Source organism: Salinicoccus halitifaciens, assembly GCF_021026095.1.
In the GTDB taxonomy this organism is placed as follows: domain Bacteria; phylum Bacillota; class Bacilli; order Staphylococcales; family Salinicoccaceae; genus Lacicoccus; species Lacicoccus halitifaciens.
On the sequence record NZ_JAJNCU010000005.1, the window covers coordinates 51,662 to 71,459 of the forward strand.

General features: G+C 47.4%; 27 protein-coding genes. 5 read left to right on the forward strand and 22 right to left on the reverse strand.

Annotated features, from left to right (window positions below; translation table 11 throughout):
* Positions 1-105 precede the first annotated feature (105 nt).
* Positions 106-1,146 (reverse strand): M14 family zinc carboxypeptidase, encoded by a 1,041-nt coding sequence (locus tag LPW40_RS10265; RefSeq protein ID WP_230822164.1) that lies wholly within the window; start codon positions 1,144-1,146, stop codon positions 106-108.
* 317 nt (positions 1,147-1,463) lie between these two features.
* On the opposite strand from LPW40_RS10265, the gene LPW40_RS10270 reads away from it, so the two are divergent.
* A complete protein-coding gene (locus LPW40_RS10270; protein WP_230822165.1) occupies positions 1,464-2,180 on the forward strand; it encodes a 3-ketoacyl-ACP reductase in 717 nt (238 codons plus the stop codon).
* An 83-nt stretch (positions 2,181-2,263) separates the two neighbouring features.
* Here the strand turns inward: LPW40_RS10270 and LPW40_RS10275 are convergent, their stop codons facing one another.
* From LPW40_RS10275 to LPW40_RS10285, 3 genes are all read right to left on the reverse strand, one after another.
* Entirely contained in the window at positions 2,264-3,136 is an 873-nt protein-coding gene (locus tag LPW40_RS10275) for a prolipoprotein diacylglyceryl transferase (RefSeq protein ID WP_230822166.1), read from the reverse strand.
* A gap of 186 nt (positions 3,137-3,322) precedes the next feature.
* On the reverse strand, positions 3,323-4,189 hold the full coding sequence (locus LPW40_RS10280; RefSeq protein WP_230822167.1) for a PPK2 family polyphosphate kinase: 867 nt from the start codon (positions 4,187-4,189) through the stop codon (positions 3,323-3,325).
* 462 nt (positions 4,190-4,651) lie between these two features.
* On the reverse strand, positions 4,652-5,254 hold the full coding sequence (locus LPW40_RS10285; RefSeq protein ID WP_230822168.1) for a LysE/ArgO family amino acid transporter: 603 nt from the start codon (positions 5,252-5,254) through the stop codon (positions 4,652-4,654).
* A gap of 116 nt (positions 5,255-5,370) precedes the next feature.
* Here LPW40_RS10285 and LPW40_RS10290 point away from each other — a divergent pair, with 116 nt between their 5' ends.
* The 3 genes from LPW40_RS10290 (at position 5,371) to LPW40_RS10300 (ending at position 7,086) form a co-directional block, all read left to right on the forward strand.
* Positions 5,371-5,808 (forward strand): ASCH domain-containing protein, encoded by a 438-nt coding sequence (locus LPW40_RS10290; protein WP_230822169.1) that lies wholly within the window; start codon positions 5,371-5,373, stop codon positions 5,806-5,808.
* Between the two features lie 131 nt (positions 5,809-5,939).
* A complete protein-coding gene (locus tag LPW40_RS10295) occupies positions 5,940-6,077 on the forward strand; it encodes a hypothetical protein (protein WP_230822170.1) in 138 nt (45 codons plus the stop codon).
* A 202-nt stretch (positions 6,078-6,279) separates the two neighbouring features.
* The gene (locus LPW40_RS10300; RefSeq protein WP_230822171.1) at positions 6,280-7,086 is read left to right on the forward strand and encodes an aldo/keto reductase family protein; all 807 of its coding nucleotides are present in this window, start codon (positions 6,280-6,282) and stop codon (positions 7,084-7,086) included.
* Positions 7,087-7,136: 50 nt separating this feature from the next.
* Here LPW40_RS10300 and LPW40_RS10305 read toward each other — a convergent pair whose 3' ends face one another.
* The 3 genes from LPW40_RS10305 to LPW40_RS10315 form a co-directional block, all read right to left on the reverse strand.
* Positions 7,137-7,886: an arylamine N-acetyltransferase family protein gene (locus LPW40_RS10305; protein ID WP_230822172.1), complete on the reverse strand. Its 750-nt coding sequence runs from the start codon at positions 7,884-7,886 to the stop codon at positions 7,137-7,139.
* A gap of 29 nt (positions 7,887-7,915) precedes the next feature.
* On the reverse strand, positions 7,916-8,746 hold the full coding sequence (locus tag LPW40_RS10310; RefSeq protein ID WP_230822173.1) for a 6-bladed beta-propeller: 831 nt from the start codon (positions 8,744-8,746) through the stop codon (positions 7,916-7,918).
* Between the two features lie 191 nt (positions 8,747-8,937).
* Entirely contained in the window at positions 8,938-9,303 is a 366-nt protein-coding gene (locus LPW40_RS10315) for a 4-fold beta flower protein (protein WP_230822174.1), read from the reverse strand.
* A 236-nt stretch (positions 9,304-9,539) separates the two neighbouring features.
* Between LPW40_RS10315 and LPW40_RS10320 the strand changes: the two genes are divergently transcribed.
* Positions 9,540-10,136 carry a nitroreductase family protein gene (locus tag LPW40_RS10320; protein ID WP_230822175.1) on the forward strand — a complete coding sequence of 199 codons (597 nt, stop codon included), beginning with the start codon at positions 9,540-9,542 and terminating at the stop codon, positions 10,134-10,136.
* 147 nt (positions 10,137-10,283) lie between these two features.
* On the opposite strand, the gene rpsI is transcribed toward LPW40_RS10320, so the two are convergent.
* The 15 genes from rpsI to rplO form a co-directional block, all read right to left on the reverse strand.
* Positions 10,284-10,676, reverse strand: a complete 393-nt coding sequence (gene rpsI, locus LPW40_RS10325) for a 30S ribosomal protein S9 (protein WP_230822176.1) — start codon at positions 10,674-10,676, stop codon at positions 10,284-10,286.
* A 21-nt stretch (positions 10,677-10,697) separates the two neighbouring features.
* Positions 10,698-11,135, reverse strand: a complete 438-nt coding sequence (gene rplM / locus LPW40_RS10330; RefSeq protein ID WP_097040886.1) for a 50S ribosomal protein L13 — start codon at positions 11,133-11,135, stop codon at positions 10,698-10,700.
* Positions 11,136-11,308: 173 nt separating this feature from the next.
* Complete coding sequence (truA, locus tag LPW40_RS10335; protein WP_230822177.1) at positions 11,309-12,055, reverse strand: tRNA pseudouridine(38-40) synthase TruA; 747 nt, start codon at positions 12,053-12,055, stop codon at positions 11,309-11,311.
* Positions 12,056-12,058: 3 nt separating this feature from the next.
* Positions 12,059-12,856 (reverse strand): energy-coupling factor transporter transmembrane component T family protein, encoded by a 798-nt coding sequence (locus LPW40_RS10340; protein WP_230822178.1) that lies wholly within the window; start codon positions 12,854-12,856, stop codon positions 12,059-12,061.
* The gene (locus LPW40_RS10345; RefSeq protein WP_230822179.1) at positions 12,846-13,709 is read right to left on the reverse strand and encodes an energy-coupling factor transporter ATPase; all 864 of its coding nucleotides are present in this window, start codon (positions 13,707-13,709) and stop codon (positions 12,846-12,848) included. Before LPW40_RS10345 ends, LPW40_RS10340 begins: the two co-directional genes overlap by 11 nt.
* Positions 13,706-14,494: an energy-coupling factor transporter ATPase gene (locus LPW40_RS10350; RefSeq protein WP_230822180.1), complete on the reverse strand. Its 789-nt coding sequence runs from the start codon at positions 14,492-14,494 to the stop codon at positions 13,706-13,708. The genes LPW40_RS10345 and LPW40_RS10350 overlap by 4 nt, the downstream gene beginning before the upstream one ends.
* 140 nt (positions 14,495-14,634) lie before the next feature.
* Positions 14,635-15,036, reverse strand: coding sequence for a 50S ribosomal protein L17 (gene rplQ, locus LPW40_RS10355; RefSeq protein ID WP_230822181.1), 402 nt, complete (start codon positions 15,034-15,036; stop codon positions 14,635-14,637).
* An 18-nt stretch (positions 15,037-15,054) separates the two neighbouring features.
* On the reverse strand, positions 15,055-15,996 hold the full coding sequence (locus LPW40_RS10360; RefSeq protein ID WP_230822182.1) for a DNA-directed RNA polymerase subunit alpha: 942 nt from the start codon (positions 15,994-15,996) through the stop codon (positions 15,055-15,057).
* An 86-nt stretch (positions 15,997-16,082) separates the two neighbouring features.
* Complete coding sequence (rpsK, locus tag LPW40_RS10365; protein WP_097040875.1) at positions 16,083-16,475, reverse strand: 30S ribosomal protein S11; 393 nt, start codon at positions 16,473-16,475, stop codon at positions 16,083-16,085.
* 23 nt (positions 16,476-16,498) lie between these two features.
* Positions 16,499-16,864 (reverse strand): 30S ribosomal protein S13, encoded by a 366-nt coding sequence (rpsM, locus tag LPW40_RS10370; protein ID WP_230822183.1) that lies wholly within the window; start codon positions 16,862-16,864, stop codon positions 16,499-16,501.
* A gap of 20 nt (positions 16,865-16,884) precedes the next feature.
* The gene (gene rpmJ, locus LPW40_RS10375) at positions 16,885-16,998 is read right to left on the reverse strand and encodes a 50S ribosomal protein L36 (protein ID WP_017473641.1); all 114 of its coding nucleotides are present in this window, start codon (positions 16,996-16,998) and stop codon (positions 16,885-16,887) included.
* 30 nt (positions 16,999-17,028) lie between these two features.
* The gene (gene infA, locus LPW40_RS10380; protein WP_017547668.1) at positions 17,029-17,247 is read right to left on the reverse strand and encodes a translation initiation factor IF-1; all 219 of its coding nucleotides are present in this window, start codon (positions 17,245-17,247) and stop codon (positions 17,029-17,031) included.
* A 151-nt stretch (positions 17,248-17,398) separates the two neighbouring features.
* On the reverse strand, positions 17,399-18,046 hold the full coding sequence (locus LPW40_RS10385; protein WP_230822184.1) for an adenylate kinase: 648 nt from the start codon (positions 18,044-18,046) through the stop codon (positions 17,399-17,401).
* Positions 18,047-18,059: 13 nt separating this feature from the next.
* Positions 18,060-19,358, reverse strand: a complete 1,299-nt coding sequence (secY, locus tag LPW40_RS10390; RefSeq protein ID WP_230822185.1) for a preprotein translocase subunit SecY — start codon at positions 19,356-19,358, stop codon at positions 18,060-18,062.
* Positions 19,358-19,798: a 50S ribosomal protein L15 gene (gene rplO / locus LPW40_RS10395; RefSeq protein ID WP_230822186.1), complete on the reverse strand. Its 441-nt coding sequence runs from the start codon at positions 19,796-19,798 to the stop codon at positions 19,358-19,360. The genes secY and rplO overlap by 1 nt, the downstream gene beginning before the upstream one ends.

Genomic DNA, 19,798 nt, shown 5'->3' on the forward strand with positions numbered 1-19,798 from the left:
CGGTGAAATAAATGCTTTTATATAAAAGTAAAAAATCTATCTCCTCTCCTTTAATGTAAAAGATCCCAAAGGCAATGATTGCCTTTGGGACCCTCTCTCCAATTTTTATTCAGTTTCCTCTTCGCCTTCAACAAAGCTCTGCACTTCCAGGGTCTCCCAGAAAGTGATATCCGCTTCATTAATGCCGCCGTACGCTATCGCATTGATTGCAGCTTCCATCGAAACGACACCCTGCTGTATCAGGTAGCCGTTACTTTTTTGACCAAGTACCTGATTCGGATTAGAGTGGTCGATCATGCCCCGCATCTCAAAAAGCAGGGTTGCGATGTCATATTCGACAGCCAGACCGTTTCTAGCAATGGTATTGGCAGTGCCGCCATTGTACCTTGCCAGCAATCCAAAGCCCCGGTCCTCCACAGCATTATACATCACTGATCCAAGACGCTGGGACATCTCCCTCACCTCAGGATTCACTGCTTCGTTCGTTGGATACAGGATCGAGCCGGACACCAGCTCTCCGTCAATTCCCGAACGGGCACCCTGATGATGGAAATCCACCAGGTAGTCAATGTCGTAAGCCCGAAGCACATTATTATGCAAAGCCAATGTTTCAGGCTGTGATAATGTATTGTGATCGCGGTTCAGGTCGACGTTATTTGCATTCGCACGCGTTGCGATACCGCCGCCGACATGATCCGAAATATCAAAATTCACGTCGCCCACTGCGCCGTCAGGGTTAAGCCGCGGAAGAAAGAATACGTTGATTTCCTCTGCAAGTTCCCTATTATGTTTACTGTTGTTTGAAAGCCCCTTAATGACGTCGAGTGCTGCTTCCGTCGTCATCACTTCATTTCCGTGCTGCTGGGTCAAAAACAAAATGGTCGGGCTGTCCGGGTTGGTGCCGAATTTCACCAGCGGAATGTCCCTGCCCTGCACTGACTGTCCAATTATTTCCGTTTCAATGAATTGTGAGCGATCGGCTGCGCGGTGGACTTCTGCCAGTAAATCCTCCTGACTCGTCAACCGTTCACCTTTCACCGTCTCATTCCCATTGTAGTTTGGTCCCTGGCCTACGGCCTCTGCTGATGAACCAAACACCGGAAATGCCAGCAGGAAAACCAGTATTGCGATAAAGCTTTTCTTCATAAATCCACTTCCTCCTCTGTTTTTTAGAAATTGACACATATATGTAAATGATGCCCATCTCCTCTTACAAATTACCATTAGTTGAATTTTCAGTCAATGATGTTTAAAAATACAGGACTATTAAATAAAATCCACTAAAATGGGATATTTCAGATAAATATAATCCGAAAAAATTTAGTGATTCAGGGAGTGATTTTGCATTATAAAGTTTACAGCCCTTATAAGCGCATAACATCTTAAACGGCGTTTATTCTTCACAATATTTGATATTTGTGATTAGATATACTTGGAACCAACATGTCAAAGGAGCAGAATATATGCAGAATATAGAAGGTAAAACAGCACTCATCACTGGCGCAGGACGCGGCATCGGCCGTGCAACGGCAATCGCCTTCGCCAAAGAGGGGATCCACGTCGGACTTGTCGGGCGGACGCCTGAAAACTTGGAGCGTGTCGCTAAAGAATTGAAAGAGTACGACGTGAAAGTCGCAACCGCTTCAGCGGATGTCTCGGATCTCGAATCCATCACTGCGGCGGTCGAATCCATCCGGGAAGCACTCGGGCCGATTGATATACTGGTGAACAATGCCGGCATTTCAAAATTCGGAAGTTTCATGGAACTCACCCCTGAAGAATGGACGAACATCATCAACGTCAATGTGAACGGCTTATACTACACGACGCGTGCGGTGCTGCCTGAAATGTTGGAGCGCGAAACCGGTGACATCATCAACATTTCGTCCACAGCCGGACAAAAAGGCGGACCGGTCACAAGTGCTTACTCCGCTTCCAAAGCGGCGGTCATCGGATTGAGCGAATCTCTGATGATGGAAGTGCGAAAGAAGAATATCCGCGTTACAACACTCACACCAAGTACAGTTGCGACAGATATGGCAGTCGAACTGAATCTGACCGATGGCAATCCAGAAAAAGTTATGCAGCCGGAAGATATGGCTGAACTGATGGTCGCCCAGTTGAAGCTGAATCCGCGTGTTGTCTTGAAAAATGCCGGCCTCTGGTCGAACAACCCATAACACAAAGAAGCACTTCCCGGATGGGAAGTGCTTCTTCATTATTTTGAAAGAGCTGATATTTCGCCCCTTCAATTAGTGATTGATTATAGTTCGTTATTGTCGGCCTCTTCTTCAGATGTGTCAGCTTCCGGTTCGTCTGCTTCTGGTGCATCAGTCTCTGGTGCGTCAGTTTCTGGCTCATCGGCTTCAAGCTCACCCGCTTCAGGTTCATCAGCCTCTGGTTCATCCGCTTCCAGCTCATCGGCTTCCGGTTCATCCGCTTCAGGCTCATCCGCTTCCGGTTCATCCGCTTCAGGCTCATCTGCCTCTGGCTCATCTGCTTCTGGTTCATCTGCCTCTGGTTCATCCGCTTCTGGTTCATCAGCCTCTGACTCATCAGCTTCTGGTCCACCTGCTTCTGGTCCACCTGCTTCTGGTCCACCTGCTTCTGGTCCACCTGCTTCTGGTCCACCTGCTTCTGGTGCATCAGCCTCCGACTCATCTGCTTCTGGTACTATTTCAATCGTAGACAGCAGATCCTGTGTATCAAGTATAAATGCCGTCGCTTCATTAATATCAGTTTCTACAGCCAATATTTGTGGGGCATTGCTGTCGAATTGTCTAGTGATTGCCGCCAACTGATTTGTTGAAGCATTCAGACGGTTAAGGAGTGACTCCAGTTCTTCTTCGTAAATCAAATATTCCTCCGGTATCAATGCGGTGCTCTCCGCAAGTCCTGAAGCCAAGAAACTTGCCTCAAGCTCAACCGACTGGGTCCTGTCGATGACCGGGGACAGGCGGTGATCCAGACTCGCACCGTTTTGCTGGGCTGCCTGGGCATTTGCATTGGAATTGATTTGTCCATTAATGTTGGCATTCGGATTTGCCGCTTCTGCATCCCCTCCGTGGACGGTTGCCGCCAATCCGAGTGCCAGAGCGGGTGCTGTAATTTTCATAAGTGATCTTCTCATCTTCATATAAATATCCTCCTTCAGTATCACCAAAATTGATAATACATTTCCCTCTACCACGACTGTACTCCATTAATCATAATATTTACAGAGTATTAAGATAAATTTAATTAAGTCAGTTTAAAAAAACATGTGAAAACACAAAGAAGCACTTCCCAAACGGGAAATGCTTCTTCATATATTAATGATCTTCTATTCATTTTCAAGTTTCTCTATATATTCATCCAGTTCCGCCTTCTGATCCTCACTGATCGTCGGAAATTCCGGATTGATTTCCTCAAGCTTTTCAATCATCACTTTCGCGATGACGGCTCTGGAGTACCAGTGATTATCGGCAGGTAGTACATACCACGGGGCGTGTTCGCTCGCCGTCTCACTCAGCACATCCTGGAACACTTCCTGATATTCATCCCAATGCTCCCTTTCCTTCACATCGTTGAAGGAGAATTCCCACTGCCTGTCTTCCGTTTTCATCCGTTTGAGCAGGCGCTCCTTCTGCTCGTCTTTGCTGACATTGAAGAAGAACTTGATGATGTGCATGTTGTTCTCGTGAAGATATCTTTCATAATCATTGATTTGACGGTACCGCACCGCCCATATATCTTCAGGTTCTGTATCAGCCGGATATTCATCCTCTTCGAGATCCTCATGGACCTGCCTGTAGATGACTTCCTCGTAATACGAGCGGTTCAGCAGGGAAACCTCACCCCGCTCCGGAGTCCCGGCATGCATCCGCCACAAGTAATCGTGCTTCCGCTCCTCCTCGCTCGGTTTGCTGAAGGACATCGTCCTGAGTCCCTGCGCATTCAGGTTTGAGAATACGAAGCTGATTGCTTCGTCCTTCCCTGCAGCATCCAATGCCTGAAGGACGACCATGATGCCCGCCTTCTCTTCAGCAAAAAGCTTCAAGTGCCATTCTTTCAACTGCTTCACCAGCTCCGGGATGATCCTTTCTTTGGTCTCACCTTCCGGAAGGCCAGGATCTATTTTTGATGAATAATCTTTCAGGGTGAAGCTTTCATTTGAAACCACTTTATAATCATCAGTATTAATTTTCACCTTAAGCACCTCTTCATATCGATATGCTTAAGTATTCCACGCTCAGAATATATGAAACGTAGTTTCATTAGATTCGAAAAAGTAATCCCAATACATGAATGCCTTATCAGTACTCTGCAGCTGAAGAAGCCCCTCCCCGACCAGTCAATTCATTTTGAAAGTACTACTTTTGTCGCAAAGATGAAATCTCAATCATTCAAATATAATTAAGCCCCGTCATATTTTCCTCGGAGGATTCGAGCGTTCTCATCATTTCTTCTTCTTTTTTCCGAAAAGTCCGATTGCTGCCGCCACTGCGATGGCAATTGCCATCCATGAAGCTGCTCCCATATCATCACCCCTCCCGCACAGAAAATTTTCAGGGCAAAATATCCTGCTTACAATAAGTCCGTCTTTCTATTATACGCTCTTAGAGTAATTTTACAACTAACGATTCTGATTCTCCTATTATATGTATTGAAATCACACCAGGCCGGCAAAGAGGTAGATGGCCGTGCCCCATATGAAGAGCGCGGAAAATTTGTTAAAGATACGCATTAGTCGGCCTGTACCATCCAGCCGCTTCATGATGGAACCCGACAGCATCAGACCAAAAAACCATATCACGGAAACCGCGATGCATGCCGTCGTAAACAGAGCGAGGTCGGTGCCGATATATTTCAAGGCATTGGTGCCGATGACGCCGACGATATCCACTATGGCATGAGGATTGAGCAGGGAGACGGACAGGGCGAAAATGATCTGCTGACAGGCGGGCAATGGTGCCCCTGTGCCGGCTGCCGGCGGTTCCGACCGCCAGATCGCAAAACCCATATAAATCAAAAATATTACCCCTGCCCCCATCAGACCGACACGCAGCCATTCAAACTGCATCACGATGGCAGACAGGCCCAAAATCGCGAGCAGGATCATCAATGTATCACATAAAGCCGCCGTGACCGTCGCCGGGAGCGCCCGGACGAGGTTCGGCTGCGTCGCCCCCTGGGAAAAGATGAAGACATTCTGAACGCCAAGAGGCAGGATGAGACCGAATGCCAGTATGATGCCATGAAGCACCGCTTCCATGGGCTACACTCCTTTTTTATACGATAAAAACTAATACCATCATATACGAAGCAGTGATATCATTGCCATATATTATTACACTCAAATAAAAAAGAATCCCGGAAAGAGGAAAAATGATGAAGGTAGAAGAGTTATGGCGTGAGTTTACCGCAAAGCATCCGGAGTATAAAGACGAAGAGTACATGGCATGGCCTTACGGTTCCGTACCCAACGAGCTTGCGGAGCTGACACAGAAAGGCATCAAGACAGCCACCGCTTCGGCATATGAGCTGTATGAACTGGAGAACGAACCGGTGCCGGAACCCGAAGATTTCAGCATCATACTGGACTCGACAGGGGAAGCCGTCTGCATCATAAGGACGACCCGCATCGATGTCGTGCCGTTCGATGAGGTGACAGCTGATTTTGCATGGAAAGAGGGCGAAGGCGACCGCTCGCTCCAGTACTGGCGCAAAGTCCACACCGAATTTTTTGAAGAGGAATATGCCAGGCACGGCATGTCATTCAATGAAAAAATCAAAGTGGTGTGCGAGGAGTTTGAAAGGGTTTATTGAAGTCCTGCCGGAATGCTGTCTCTATAAAGATAAACATTCACCTGCAACCATGGTTAATTTCACTTGAGCCGGGTACTTTAAGGATACATGCCATTCCCCTACTCAAATCATATCAAAAGAGGTGAAATCTGATGATCAATAAAATACTCGTATGCGGCACGATTCTATCCAATGTGCTCCTTGCGAAGATCCTTATGCTGACCATATACCATCACTTTACGGTGAAAAAAGAATTAGATGCGTTGAAGAACCAGAACCCCTCCTCATAACCTCTAGAATGGTGTTTCGATTCCTGCAGGGAAACGAGGCATCTTTTTTAGTCATGATTCACTGCAAAGCTGAATATGAGTTTCAGCATTGGGCAGGCGGCCTTTATTCTGTTTCTATCTACTTACAAAAGCTGTTGAACAGATTGCTTGAATCCATTTCGGGGTAGCGCTAATGTGAAAGTTATGACATAGGAGGAATAAGATGAAACACATTAAATTGAATGACGAAGTGAAAATCCCGATCATCGGCAGCGGCACGAACACATACGGCAAAGAAGACAACAAATTCTCAGGCGCCCTGCGCGGCGACACAAAGGAAGTCGACTGGGCGATTGAAAACGGCTACCGTCATTTCGATTCTGCTCAGCTTTACAACAATGAGGAAGTCGTTGGGGAGGGCCTCGCGAAGTCTTCGGTCCCCCGTGAGGAATTTTTCATCACAACGAAGCTCAACACGATGGACGGCTATAAGGGCGCCGAGTGGGCACATGCGGAGATTGAAAAGAGCCTGGAGAAACTCCAGACCGATTATTTCGATTCTTTCCTGATCCATTTCCCGTGGGACAATGATGATGAAATCCTCGAAGCATGGGGCATTTTGGAGGACTACTACAAGCGCGGCGTATTCAAGTCGATCGGCATCTCCAACTTCGAGCAGGCGCACATCGACCTGATCCTTGAAAAAGGGAACATCAGACCGGTTGTGAACCAGATCAAGTCCAACGTCGGAAACTGGAATGATGAATTGATCGGCCATAATTACAAGAACGGCATCGCGACCGTCGCATGGGGTCCGCTCGGCGGCATCGAAGGTGAAGCGGAGCAGATGCTCTCAGAAATCGGCGAACAATACGGCAAGACAGCCGAACAGGTCGTGCTGCGCTATCAGATCGAACGTGAAGTCATCGTCATCCCGAAGTCACACAATAAAGACCGTCAGGCACAGAGCCTCGACATCTTCGACTTTGAATTGACGGCAGAAGACCATGAGCGCATCAGCTCACTTTAATCATGAACAATATAAAAAGCGCATCCGCCTCTTGGGCAGGTGCGCTTCATTCATTTTTCGAGCCTCTTTATTTCAACATCAAGATCGAAGTGTTCTTTTAAAAACTTTCTATAATTGCCGCTGTCCACTTCAAACTTCTCTTTCTTACCATCTTTTGTAATCGTCAGGTTGTTTTCCGACATCGATACACGGCCGTATGACTTCGGCATCGTGATGAGCAGCTTTCTGACGAAGATTGAATCCGGATGCTGCTGATTGTACATCAGGTTGTCGTGGAACTCTTCTGTTTTACGCGGCGTGAAACCGCCCCTGTACAATGTCTCAAAGCCATTGCCATAATCCTTCTGCACTTCAAAACCATCATACGCTTCAACTGCACGGTATCGACCGTTCACATCATCAACGACGATCGCTTCTTCAGCCGGCCGGATCGGCATGGCTTTTACAGGCAGATCGCCAAAGCCGACATCGGCCACATATAATCCATCCGACCTCACCAGTGTCGACATATGGCTTCCTTCGCGCGTCCAGCCATCCGGATTCTTCACCGTCGCCGATACATTATAAGCATCATGCCCCTTCGCATTCAAGTAGTATCTGAACAATGTATTCATCTCATAACAGAAGCCGCCGCGCCCGCGTGTAATGATTTTATCGAATATGTCCTCCAGCTCGACTGATATGGGCACTTTATTCTGAACGTCGATATTCTCAAAAGGCACCCGCTCCATATAGCTTGAAATAAAACCATCGAGGCCGCCCGAAGGATGGCCCAAAAACCGATCCATTTCATTGATCATGATCTGACCCCCTGAAGATATTATATGAATCAAAGCCCTGTAAGTTTAGTCAGGCCGTCCGGCAGCATCTCCGCAATATAAATGTCACCCTGTGCATCGACTGTGATGCCGTGACCGAAAGTGCCGAGTGTCCGGCATCTGCCGATGAATTCATCTTCCGTGTTGAAAACATGAAGGGACGGCACCTGATCCGTGACGTAGATGAAACCATCATCATCTTCACATATATCCATCGGATGGAAAACATTCGTCAATTCCTTCAAATAATTTCCGTCCTGGTCAAAGATCTGCACACGGTTGTTCTCGCGGTCCGTCACCAGCACCCTCTCTTTTTGGTCGACCAGAATGGCATGAGGTGTCATGAAACGCCCTGCCTCCATTCCGAGGCCGCCCCACGTGTTAAGCAGTTTACCTGTACCATTGAAATGATGCACATGTGCATTACCGTAGCCGTCCGCGACAAATATATCACCATCCTTTGAAAAGGCGATATCCGACGGGTGGTTGAACGGTTCCCCCACCTCACCCGGTTCGGTCTCACCACCCATAGTACGGAGCAATTCACCCTGCTTATTGAAGACGAGGATCCTGTGGCGGTCCCTTTCCACTACATGAACTTCGCCGCCCGGCCCCACTTCAAGGTAATGAGCATCCGTCACCGCTGCATCATGCCATCGGTCCACCAGCTCACCGCCGGTCGTGAAGACGAGCATGAACGGATCACTCCTCTGCAGCACGTAGATATATCCGTCGTTATATGAAACAGCCGATACGTTTTTGATGTATTGTGCCGCGTCTTCAGCCCAGCTGCTGTCCACCCTGTATTTCTTCTTCCCCAGCCTGAATACCATATCAGACATACTTACAGTCCCCCTCTGACTACTTTTGTTTTATCCGATTAATTTCATACTATCACAAACTGTGGGAGCCTTTTATTCCTCAAATTGATACAGCTTATAATTTTCCCCATGTTGACAGTAAAAAAGACCCCTTCAACAGGAGTCTTCACTACTTATTACGTTTCAGGAAATGGATATATCCCTTTTCAACATTACTGGTAGAAAAATTTTTCGGAGGATATGGGAGACCAGCTTAAAGACTCCGCCGGCCTGAATGGCTTGCTCTGTTCAGCCGATTTAACAGGCCTGATACTCTGGACACTCTTCACTGGTTCAAGCTGCTTCACCGGCCTGGTCGGCCCCGAGCCGCAAGTTTCATCGGCAAAGAATACACAGCATCCTTTGTTATCCCTGATCCATCCATCACTGATACGTCCCAGATGCTTTCCGTTAAATCCATAAACAGATTCATCCTTGAAGTAAGCTACAGGCTCACCGGAAAATAAGTATATATGCTCCTCATCATCTGTATAAGCTACAGGCTTTCCTTCACAATTATAAAAACTGATATTATCCACTCTTACACTCCCATTATTGTTTTCCCCTGGATATTTTAAATGAAATATCCACGTTTCTAAGTATTATGACATAAAACCAAAATTTTTTCAGTATTTAAAAAGTTTCATTTAATGAAACCCGAGTTAATTACTTTGATATGTATTTTATATTGTCCTAAACTGTTAATGTGGACGGGATACATTTATTCCGTTTCAATTTATAAAAATCATCACTTTAATACAAAAGGAGAATGAAAATGTCGACATTTTTAGATTTAGTGGAAAAACGCCGTACAGTCTATGCACTGGGGACGGACAGTGAGTATTCAAAAGAAGATATTGAAAATAGAATCCGCGAAATCGTGAAGCAGGTTCCTACAGCTTTCAACATCCAGACAACAAGGGTCGTTGTGTTATTCGATGAAGCGAATGATAAATTCTGGGACCATATATATGATGTTCAAAAAAATGTCCTTGAAGGTGAAATGTGGGATATGATGTCAGGCGTCATGACCGGTGCCAAGAAAGGCATCGGCACAGTCCTATTCTTCGAAGATAAAGAAGCCGTCGAAGTAATGCCTGCACAGGGTGCGCGTCAGGATGCATACAAGCAGAACAACAATGCGAACGCTCAATACGCTGTTTGGCTCGCTCTGGCTGAAATGGATCTAGGTGCAAGCCTGCAGCACTTCAACGTCGGCTATGAGCAGGGCTTCGACAAAGGTACGAAAGAAATGTTCAACCTGCCGGAATCATATGAGATGCTTGCACAAATGCCGTTCGGCTCGGTTGAGCAGGAGATCGGTGAAAAAGAGCATATCGATACAGAAGTACAGGTGAAAGTTTTAACATAATTTTGCCTGATGGAAAATGTTTAAACTCAACATGCAAATATAATTGAAATCAGAGCCCGGTTGATCTTACAAGATGACCGGGCTCTTTTTTGTCTAGAATAAAAAAAGACCCCTTCGAAAAGGGGTCCTGCAATATATAGTGATATATTAACGTTTTGAGAACTGTGGTGAACGACGTGCCTTTTTAAGACCTGGCTTCTTACGCTCAACCATACGTGGGTCACGTGTAAGGAGTCCTGCTCTCTTAAGAGGTCCGCGGTACTCAGGGTCCGCTTCAAGGAGTGCTCTTGCGATTCCGTGACGGATTGCCTGTGCCTGTCCTGTGAATCCACCGCCGTTGACGTTGACTTTCACATCATAGTTACCTTCTGTTTCCGTAACTGTGAAAGGTTGGTTCAAGTCAAGGATCAGACTTTCGAATGGGAGGTAATCTCTCATGTCGCGGCCATTGACCGTAACATTTCCTTCTCCCGGTACTAAACGTACACGTGCAACTGATGTTTTACGACGACCTGTTCCATAATATTCTACTTTAGCCATTTAATCAATTCCCTCCTATTCTTATCCGCGAAGCGTATAGCTTTCTGGTTGTTGTGCTTCGTGTGGATGGCTGTCTTCAGCATACACAAAAAGTTTTTTAGCCTGCTTACGTCCAAGTGACGTTTTTGGAAGCATGCCTTTGATGGATTTCTCCAGAAGACGTACAGGGTTTTTCTCCCTGAGTTCACCGGCTGAAATTGATTTCATGTTACCGATATATCCAGTGTGTCTGTAGTACATCTTGTCCTGTGCCTTGTTACCTGTCATTTCGATTTTACCAGCGTTAAGAATGATTACATAATCACCAGTGTCGACATGTGGTGTGTACGTTGGTTTATATTTACCGCGTAAGATGGATGCCACTTCTGATGAGAGGCGACCGAGTGTCTGCCCTTCAGCATCGATTACATACCATTTGCGCTCAATGTTCGCTTCATTTGCCATGAATGTCTGACGCATAATTTTTCCTCCTGTTTACACAAAAATTTCCCTTTAAATAAAAAAATCTCGTTTATACTCTATATACACTTCACAATAAGTTTCCGGGGCTTATCGTTGGAATGATATAAAATTATACCGTTGTTTATAATACTACTAATCCTGCATTTTGTCAATATGAATTGTGGATTTTGTTACTTTTCAAAAGCTCCGTCGAAGTGGACTTTCTCGAGGTACAATCCTTCCGCCGGAGCGGTCCTCGGAACAATTGTCCGGTCCTTTTGCCGGATGATGGCCTCGGTCTCCGGTTCCCGTCTGCCTGCGCCGACTTCGACGATATAGGCGACGATGATCCGGACCATGTTGTACAGGAAGCCAGAGCCCGAGATGATGAAGTCGAAGCCTGCCTCCGTCTCCTCGATGCGGAATTCCGTGATGGTGCGGACTTTATTGACGATTTCCGCCTTGGCGCTCGAGAAGCTTGTAAAGTCATGTGTGCCGAGGAACGGCTGCATGGCGGCAAGCATCCGTTCCTTGTCCAATTCATGCGGGTAATGGGTCTTGAGCCCGTAAAAGAATGGATTCACGGTGTCTGCCGTATAGATGCTGTATCTGTACGTCTTGCCTTTAGAGTGGTACCTCACATGGAAGTACTCGGGAATCTCGGCGACTTCGTTGATGCTGATGTCTGCAGGCAGGTTCCTGTTCAGTATATAGTGCCATTTGTCCACCGTGAGAGTGAGGTCCGTGTCGAAATGGCAGTACTGTTCAAGTGCATGGACGCCGCGGTCGGTGCGGGATGCGGGATGGATGCGCATCTGCCTTTTGTGCATCTTCGTGAGGGCCGCTTCGATCACGCCCTGCACGGTACGGTAGTTGTGCTGGTACTGGAAGCCGTGGAAGTCCTTCCCGTTGTAGCTCATCTTGAGTAGTATACGCATGTGTCACATCCTCACAAGAAATAATAATACGCCGAAAGCAATGATGACGATGAGTGCTGCCGTATCCCGCAGATGCCAGTTGAGCTCGCGGTAGCTCGTACGGCCCGCTTCGCCCGTGTAACCCCTGACTTCCATCGCGACCGCCATCTCTTCGGCCCTCTTGAAGGCGGAGATGAAGAGCGGTATGAAGATGGGGATGAGTGCATTGATCCGTGATTTCAGCCTGCCGGTCATGAATGTCGAGCCCCTTGCGCTCTGTGCTTTGATGATCTTCTCCGTCTCATCCATCAGCGTCGGTATGAACCGGAGGCTGATGGAGATCATCATGGCAAGTTCATGCATGGGGATTTTGATTTTCTTAAGCGGTGCGCCCAGCTTCTCGATGGCATCCGTCAGCTCGATCGGGCTTGTCGTGAGCGTCAGTATCGTCGTGATGACCAGCAGCATGACGAGCCGAACGGTGATGTATATCCCCGTGATGAGCCCTTCCGAATCAATCTGTATGAAACCCCATTCGAACAGCGTCGTCCCGCCCCTTGTGAAGAATATATGAAGGAGGAACGTGAAGATCAGTATGAACAATAAGATCTTCAATCCGTTGAACAGGAAGAACAGATTGATCTGTGCAACTCTGATGATGCCAAGCACGAACAGCACCAGGAGTCCATAACCCACCCAGTGGTTCGCAAAGAAGATGATGACCATCATCAAAAGTACGGAGACGATCTTGGCACGCGGATCGAGCCGGTGGATCACGCTGTCCCCGGGGATATAACGGCCGAGCAGCATATTACTGAGCATGCAGAGCCCTCCATTCCCGGTACGACGTGATGAACGCATCCGTATTGCGGGGCATCCCTTCGAACACCACTCCTTTACGCTCCAGATCATGCACAAGCCTCACGATATCCGGTATTTCGAGATGGTGGTCGGTCAAAAGTTTTTCATCGGTGAGTATGTCTTCAGTCCTGCCTTCCCGGATCAACTGGCCTCCGGCAAGGAGCTTCACTTCATCCGCATATTCGAACACATCGTTCATATCATGTGTGACGAGGATGATCGTAATATTGAAATCTTCCTGGATCTGCTTGAAGAGATCCATCACTTCAATATGGCTCTTCGGATCAAGCCCCGCCGTCGGTTCGTCCACGATCAGTACTTCAGGTTCCATCGCGAGTATGCCGGCGATGGCGATTTTACGCATCTGGCCGCCCGACAGATCAAACGGTGAACGGCCGAAGGCGCGTTCCGGCACGCCGAGCAGGGACAGGTACTTCTCCGCCCGTGCTTCCGCTTCTTCCTCAGTGAGCCCCATATTGAGCGGCCCGAACATGACGTCCTTCAAAATCGTTTCATCGAACAGCTGGTGCTCCGGGAACTGGAATACCATGCCGACATGCTTCTTCACCTGATGGATGATGCGCTGCTTCGTCCTGTGCTTCAATGTGAGGTCACCGACCTGGACGATGCCCCTCGTTGGCAGCAGGAGGCCGTTCAGATGCTGGATCAGCGTCGATTTGCCGCTGCCGGTCCGTCCGATGACGGCATAATATTTTCCGGGTTCGAATGACGTCGTGAAATTATTCAATGCAGTATGCTCAAACGGCGTGTTGTTGTGGTAAATGCTGGTGAGGCCGTCCACTGTGATTTTCATAGGCGAGCCACCAGCTCATCATGTGTGACATACCTGCCATCGAGGAACGCCCTTGATATCTGCATCTGATAAGGCAGCACAAGCCTGCTCTCGATCAATATGTCCGTATCGCTGAATATATGCTCGATCGACCCTTCATTGATGACTCTGCCATCCTTCATGATCACGGCGTAATCGCTCTTCTCGATTTCGCTCAGATCATGGGTGATGTAGATGAGCGTGGTGGTCCGCGTCTTATGGATCTCATCCAGTATGGCGAGTATGTCATTCCGTCCCTCCGGATCGAGCATGGAAGTCGCTTCATCCAGGATAAGCACGTCAGGTTCCATCGCAAGCGCCCCTGCGATTGCCACACGCTGCTTCTGCCCGCCGGAAAGCCTTGCCGGGGCATGGCGCCTATATGCGAGCATATTGACGGCAGAGAGCGCCTTTTCCGTCCTCTCGATCATCACTTCCCGGGGCAGCCCCTGGTTCTCAAGGCCAAAGGCCACATCATCCTCGACCGTCGCCCCGACGAACTGGTTGTCCGGGTTCTGGAAGACGATCGCAAACCTTTCACGGAAATCCTGGATATTATCCTGGGTGAGTGCTTCACCGTCCACGGTGATATTACCTGTATAGCCTTCGAGTATGCCCATCAGTATTTTGACGAGCGTGCTCTTGCCCGAGCCGTTATGCCCGATGACCGATACCCAGTCCCCTTTGTTGAATGATAGGGAGATTTCATCAAGCGCCGTGGGACCGTCCGCCTGATAACGATAAGTTAGATTGTCGATTTTTATCATATGCTCCACCACCATTTTATATGTAAAAAAAAGCGCGTACCCTGCATAGAGCCGCGCGATCATTCATTTATAGCCTGCAGGATACGTAGAGCTAGACAAGGAGACTTGGCTCCCTATCGTAACACTCCTACTGCTTTTAATTATTCAGCATCTTCTGAAGCTGCCACTGCACCTTCAACGAATTCGATGATGACAAGTTCAGCACCGTCACCACGGCGTTCGCCCAATTTTTTGATGCTTGTATATCCACCTTGACGGTCTTCGAAACGCGGTGCGATATCATCAAATAATTTTTGAAGTGCATCCTGAGTCGTTCCGTCTTCGTTAAGGATCTGGACGTCACGTACTGTACGGCCTGCACGGCGTCTTGCTGTGACATCTCCACGCTTACCGAGTGTGACAAGTTTATCGACGATGCTGCGCAGTTCTTTTGCACGTGCTTCAGTCGTAGTGATGCGCTCGCTTACGATCAATGAAGTCGCAAGGTCTCTCAGCATCGCTTTCCTCTGGCTTGAAGTACGGCCTAATTTTCTGTAGCCCATGTGAAATAACCTCCTTTATCAGTCTTCTTTGCGGAGACCCAGTCCAAGGTCTTCCAGCTTGAATTTAACTTCTTCCAAGGACTTGCGCCCAAGGTTTCTGACTTTCATCATGTCCGCTTCTGATTTATCAGTAAGCTCCTGGACGGAATTGATCCCTGCACGCTTCAGACAGTTGTATGAACGCACGGAAAGATCCAGCTCCTCGATGGACATTTCAAGCACTTTCTCTTTCTGGTTCTCTTCCTTTTCAATCATGATTTCGACATTTTGAGCTTCATCCGTCATATCGACGAAGATGTTCAAGTGCTCGGTCATGATTTTAGCGGATAAAGATACTGCTTCCTGCGGTGTGATCGATCCATCAGTCCATACGTCAAGCGTGAGCTTGTCGAAATTGGTCATCTGGCCGACACGTGTGTTCTCCACAGTGTAGTTCACCCGTTCAACAGGTGTGTAAATCGAATCCACCGGAATGACGCCAATTGACAATTCATTCTTGTTGTCATCGGACATGGTGTAACCACGGCCGCGGTCGGCGATCATCCTTATCTTCAACTGTCCGCCGCTTGCGACAGTCGCTATCTTAAGGTCAGGGTTCAGGATTTCCACATCACTGTCGTGAGTGATATCGGAAGCTTTCACTTCACCTTCACCTGAAACATCGATTTCCAATGTTTTTTCTTCTTCAGAATAAATTTTGAGTGCGAGTTGCTTAACGTTTGTAATGATCGTGGTCACATCTTCAACCACGTTCTCAATCGTTGAGAATTCATGCAGTACATTTTCTATTTCAATCGTTTTTACAGCCGCACCTGGTAAAGATGACAATAGAATGCGACGTAAGGAGTTTCCAAGTGTTGTTCCATAACCGCGTTCCAATGGTTCAACAACAAACTTACCAAACTTAGAATCTTCCGACACTTCGACTGTTTCAATTCTAGGTTTTTCGATTTCAATCATTCGTTTCTTTTCCTCCCTTTAAACGCCGAAAATATTATACAACCATGTGTTCTATTATAACTGATTTGACGTTACAAATTAAGCACTTACACACGGCGGCGTTTAGGTGGACGGCAACCATTGTGAGGTACAGGTGTCACATCTTTGATTGCTGTGATTTCCAGACCTGCAGATTGCAATGCACGGATTGCTGCTTCACGACCGGCACCTGGACCTTTGACTGTTACTTCAACTGTTTTCAGTCCGTGTTCCATAGCCGCTTTGGAAGCAGTTTCGGAAGCCATTTGAGCTGCGAATGGTGTTGATTTCTTAGAGCCTTTGAATCCTAACGCACCTGCAGATGACCATGATAAAGCATTGCCGAATTCATCTGTGATCGTTACGATCGTATTGTTGAAAGTTGAGCGGATATGCGCAACTCCTGCGTCTATATTCTTTTTCACCTTACGCTTACGACTTTGTTGTTGTCTACGAGCCATGATTACTCCTCCTTTACTTTAAATTATTTCCTTTTGTTAGCTACTGTCTTGATTGGTCCTTTACGTGTACGGGCATTGTTCTTTGTATGCTGTCCGCGTACCGGAAGACCACGACGGTGACGGATTCCTCTGTATGAAGCAATCTCCATCAAACGCTTGACGTTCAGGTTCTGCTCACGGCGAAGGTCACCTTCCACTTTATAACCGTCAACGACTTCACGGATCTTGTTCAGTTCTTCTTCAGTCAGGTCTTTTACGCGAGTCTGCTCAGAAACGCCGGCTTCTGCCAGGATCTGCTGCGCTCTTGTATTACCGATACCGAAAATATAAGTTAAAGAAATAACGACACGTTTGTCACGTGGTACGTCAACTCCTGCTATACGAGCCATATGTTACACCTCCGTTTATTTTATCCTTGCTTCTGTTTATGCTTAGGGTTCTCACAGATTACCATGACTTTACCGTTTCTGCGTATGACTTTGCATTTTTCACAGATCGGCTTCACTGATGGTCTTACTTTCACGAGTATTACCTCCTTAAAATGTGGAGTCCATTATTTAAAACGATAAGTGATCCTGCCACGCGTCAGATCGTACGGTGACATTTCAACTGTAACTTTATCGCCAGGAAGAATACGTATATAGTTCATACGGATTTTACCTGAGACATGCGCCAAAATCTCATGTCCATTTTCCAGTTCAACTTTAAACATTGCATTCGGTAAAGTATCAAGTACTGTACCTTCAAGTTCAATTACATCCTGTTTACTCACTTCAATTCCCCCTTTACAGTTTCATATTTCTATCGAAATACACTTCAGGTGAAGATCGCATTCACTTAACGTCAAATCAAAATATTGAACTCATATATTTTTAAACTGCGTCTTGCCTTATTCACCTAAAAGTACTGTCTGGAGGTGAATACTATAAATTTTGTAAAATCTCATCGATTTCAACAAAGACATCGTCGATGTCCTTCGAGCCATCCACGTTTAGGAGGATGCCTTGATCTTTATAGAAGTCCAGTAATGGCTGTGTCTGTTTCAAGTTCACTTCAAGACGGTTTGCGACCGTTTCCGGGTTGTCATCTTCGCGCTGGTACAGCTTGCCGCCATCCAGGTCGCACACGCCTTCCTGTTTCGGCGGGTTGAAGACCAGGTGGTATGCCGTGCCGCACACTTCGCAGATGCGTCTGCCGGTCAACCGGTTGATCAGTTCTTCTTCGTCCACATCGACATTGATCGTCCGGTCGATTTTGGTCCCGAATTCGTCCATTATTTCATTCAAAGCTTCAGCCTGTTCCACAGTGCGCGGGAAGCCGTCGAGCAGGAAGCCGTCTTTTGCGTCACTCTGTGACAGACGCTCCCTGACGATGCCGATCGTCACCGAATCCGGAACAAGTCCGCCTTCATCCATATAGGATTTGGCTTCCATGCCAAGCTCTGTTTCATTTTTTATAGCCAGGCGGAACATATCACCAGTGGAAATATGAGGGATCGGGTATTTTTTGATAATCTTTGAGGCCTGAGTCCCTTTACCTGCACCGGGCAAGCCCATCAATATGATATTCATCCAAATAATCCTCCTACCTGCGTTTTCTGAAACCGCGGTATTCTCTTTGGTTTGCTTGTGCTTCCAATTGCTTCATGGTTTCCAGTGCCACACCGATGACGATGAGCAGACTCGTACCACCAACCTGAATTGCAGGCGGCAGGTCCATGATATTCGTCACTACAAGAGGTATGATTGCAACCACCGCAAGGAACAGTGAACCCACGAATACAAGCCTGTAGAGCACGCTTGTAATATAATCCTGAGTCGCTTTCCCGGGTCTGATGCCGGGTACATAACTGCCCTGTTTCTTCAAATTGTCTGCCATCTTTTCAGGGTTGACCTGGACAAATGAGTAGAAATACGTAAATGCTATGATGATCAACATGTAGAAGACCATACCTGCATAGTTGGTGGGATCTGAAAAACGCGCCAGTGTCTGGGCCCAGTCCGCATCCGGGAAGAACAGTGTGAATGTCTGAGGCAGCATGAAGAATGCCATCGCGAAGATGACCGGGATCACGCCTGCCGGGTTGACTTTCAAAGGAAGGAAAGTCGACTGCGGTGAAAGCTGTGATGATGTCCTCTGACGCTTCGCATACTGTATCGGGATTTTACGGACAGCCTGCAGTACGAAGACCGCAAATGCCGTGAGCAGCAGCAGGAATGCAATCAGGCCGACCATCTCAAGAATTGCCATCGTAGTGTCCTGACCGCCTGTGAACCTCTGCTGGTACAACTGGATCAGTGCACTCGGCAATACGGATAATATACCCGCAAATATGATGATCGAGATGCCGTTGCCGACACCATGCTCTGTGATCTGCTCACCAAGCCACATCAGGAATGCCGTACCTGTCGTGAGCACGAGTGCAATCAACAGGTATGAAGCGATGTTGTTGTCATCTATGAGCGCGCCGCCGAACATCTGGTTGAAAGCATAGCTCATACCGATGGATTGGATAAACGCCAATACAATCGTGAAATACCTCGTGAACTGGGCAAGCTTACGTCTTCCGACCTCGCCCTGCCTTGCCCACTCGGCAAATTTAGGGACCACATCCATCTGCAGGAGCTGGACGACGATTGAAGCCGTGATGTAAGGCATGATCCCCATCGCCAGGATGGAGAAGTTCATCAGCGCCCCGCCTCCGAATGTGTTCATAAGGTCGAGTACACCCTGCTGCCCTTGATTCATATCAAAGACGCCCGGGTCCACGCCCGGCACAGGGATATAAGTCCCGATCTTGAAAATGACCAGCATGATCAAAGTAAAGAATATCTTATTACGAATCTCTTTAATCCTAAAGAAATTGGTGATAGTCCCTAACATTAAATCACCTCGTAGTTTCCGCCCTGTTCCTCAATTGCTTTGGCAGCTGAGCCAGAAAACTTATGAGCTTTAATTGTTAATTTCTTTTCCAGAGTACCGTTGCCCAGCACTTTTACACCAGATTTTTCATTCTTAACAATACCATTTTCAGCCAAAAGCTCCGGAGTCACTTCCGTGCCGTCTTCAAAACGGTTAAGGTCACTCAAATTGACGATCGCATATTCCTTGCGATTGACATTCGTGAAACCACGTTTTGGAATACGACGGAATAAAGGAAGCTGTCCACCTTCAAATGTCAGACCTACGCCACCGCCTGAACGGGAGTTTTGTCCATCATGACCGCGGCCTGCTGTTTTACCGTTACCTGAAGACATACCGCGTCCAACACGCTTACGTGATTTGCGGGCGCCTTCAACTGGTTTCAATTCGTGTAATTTCAT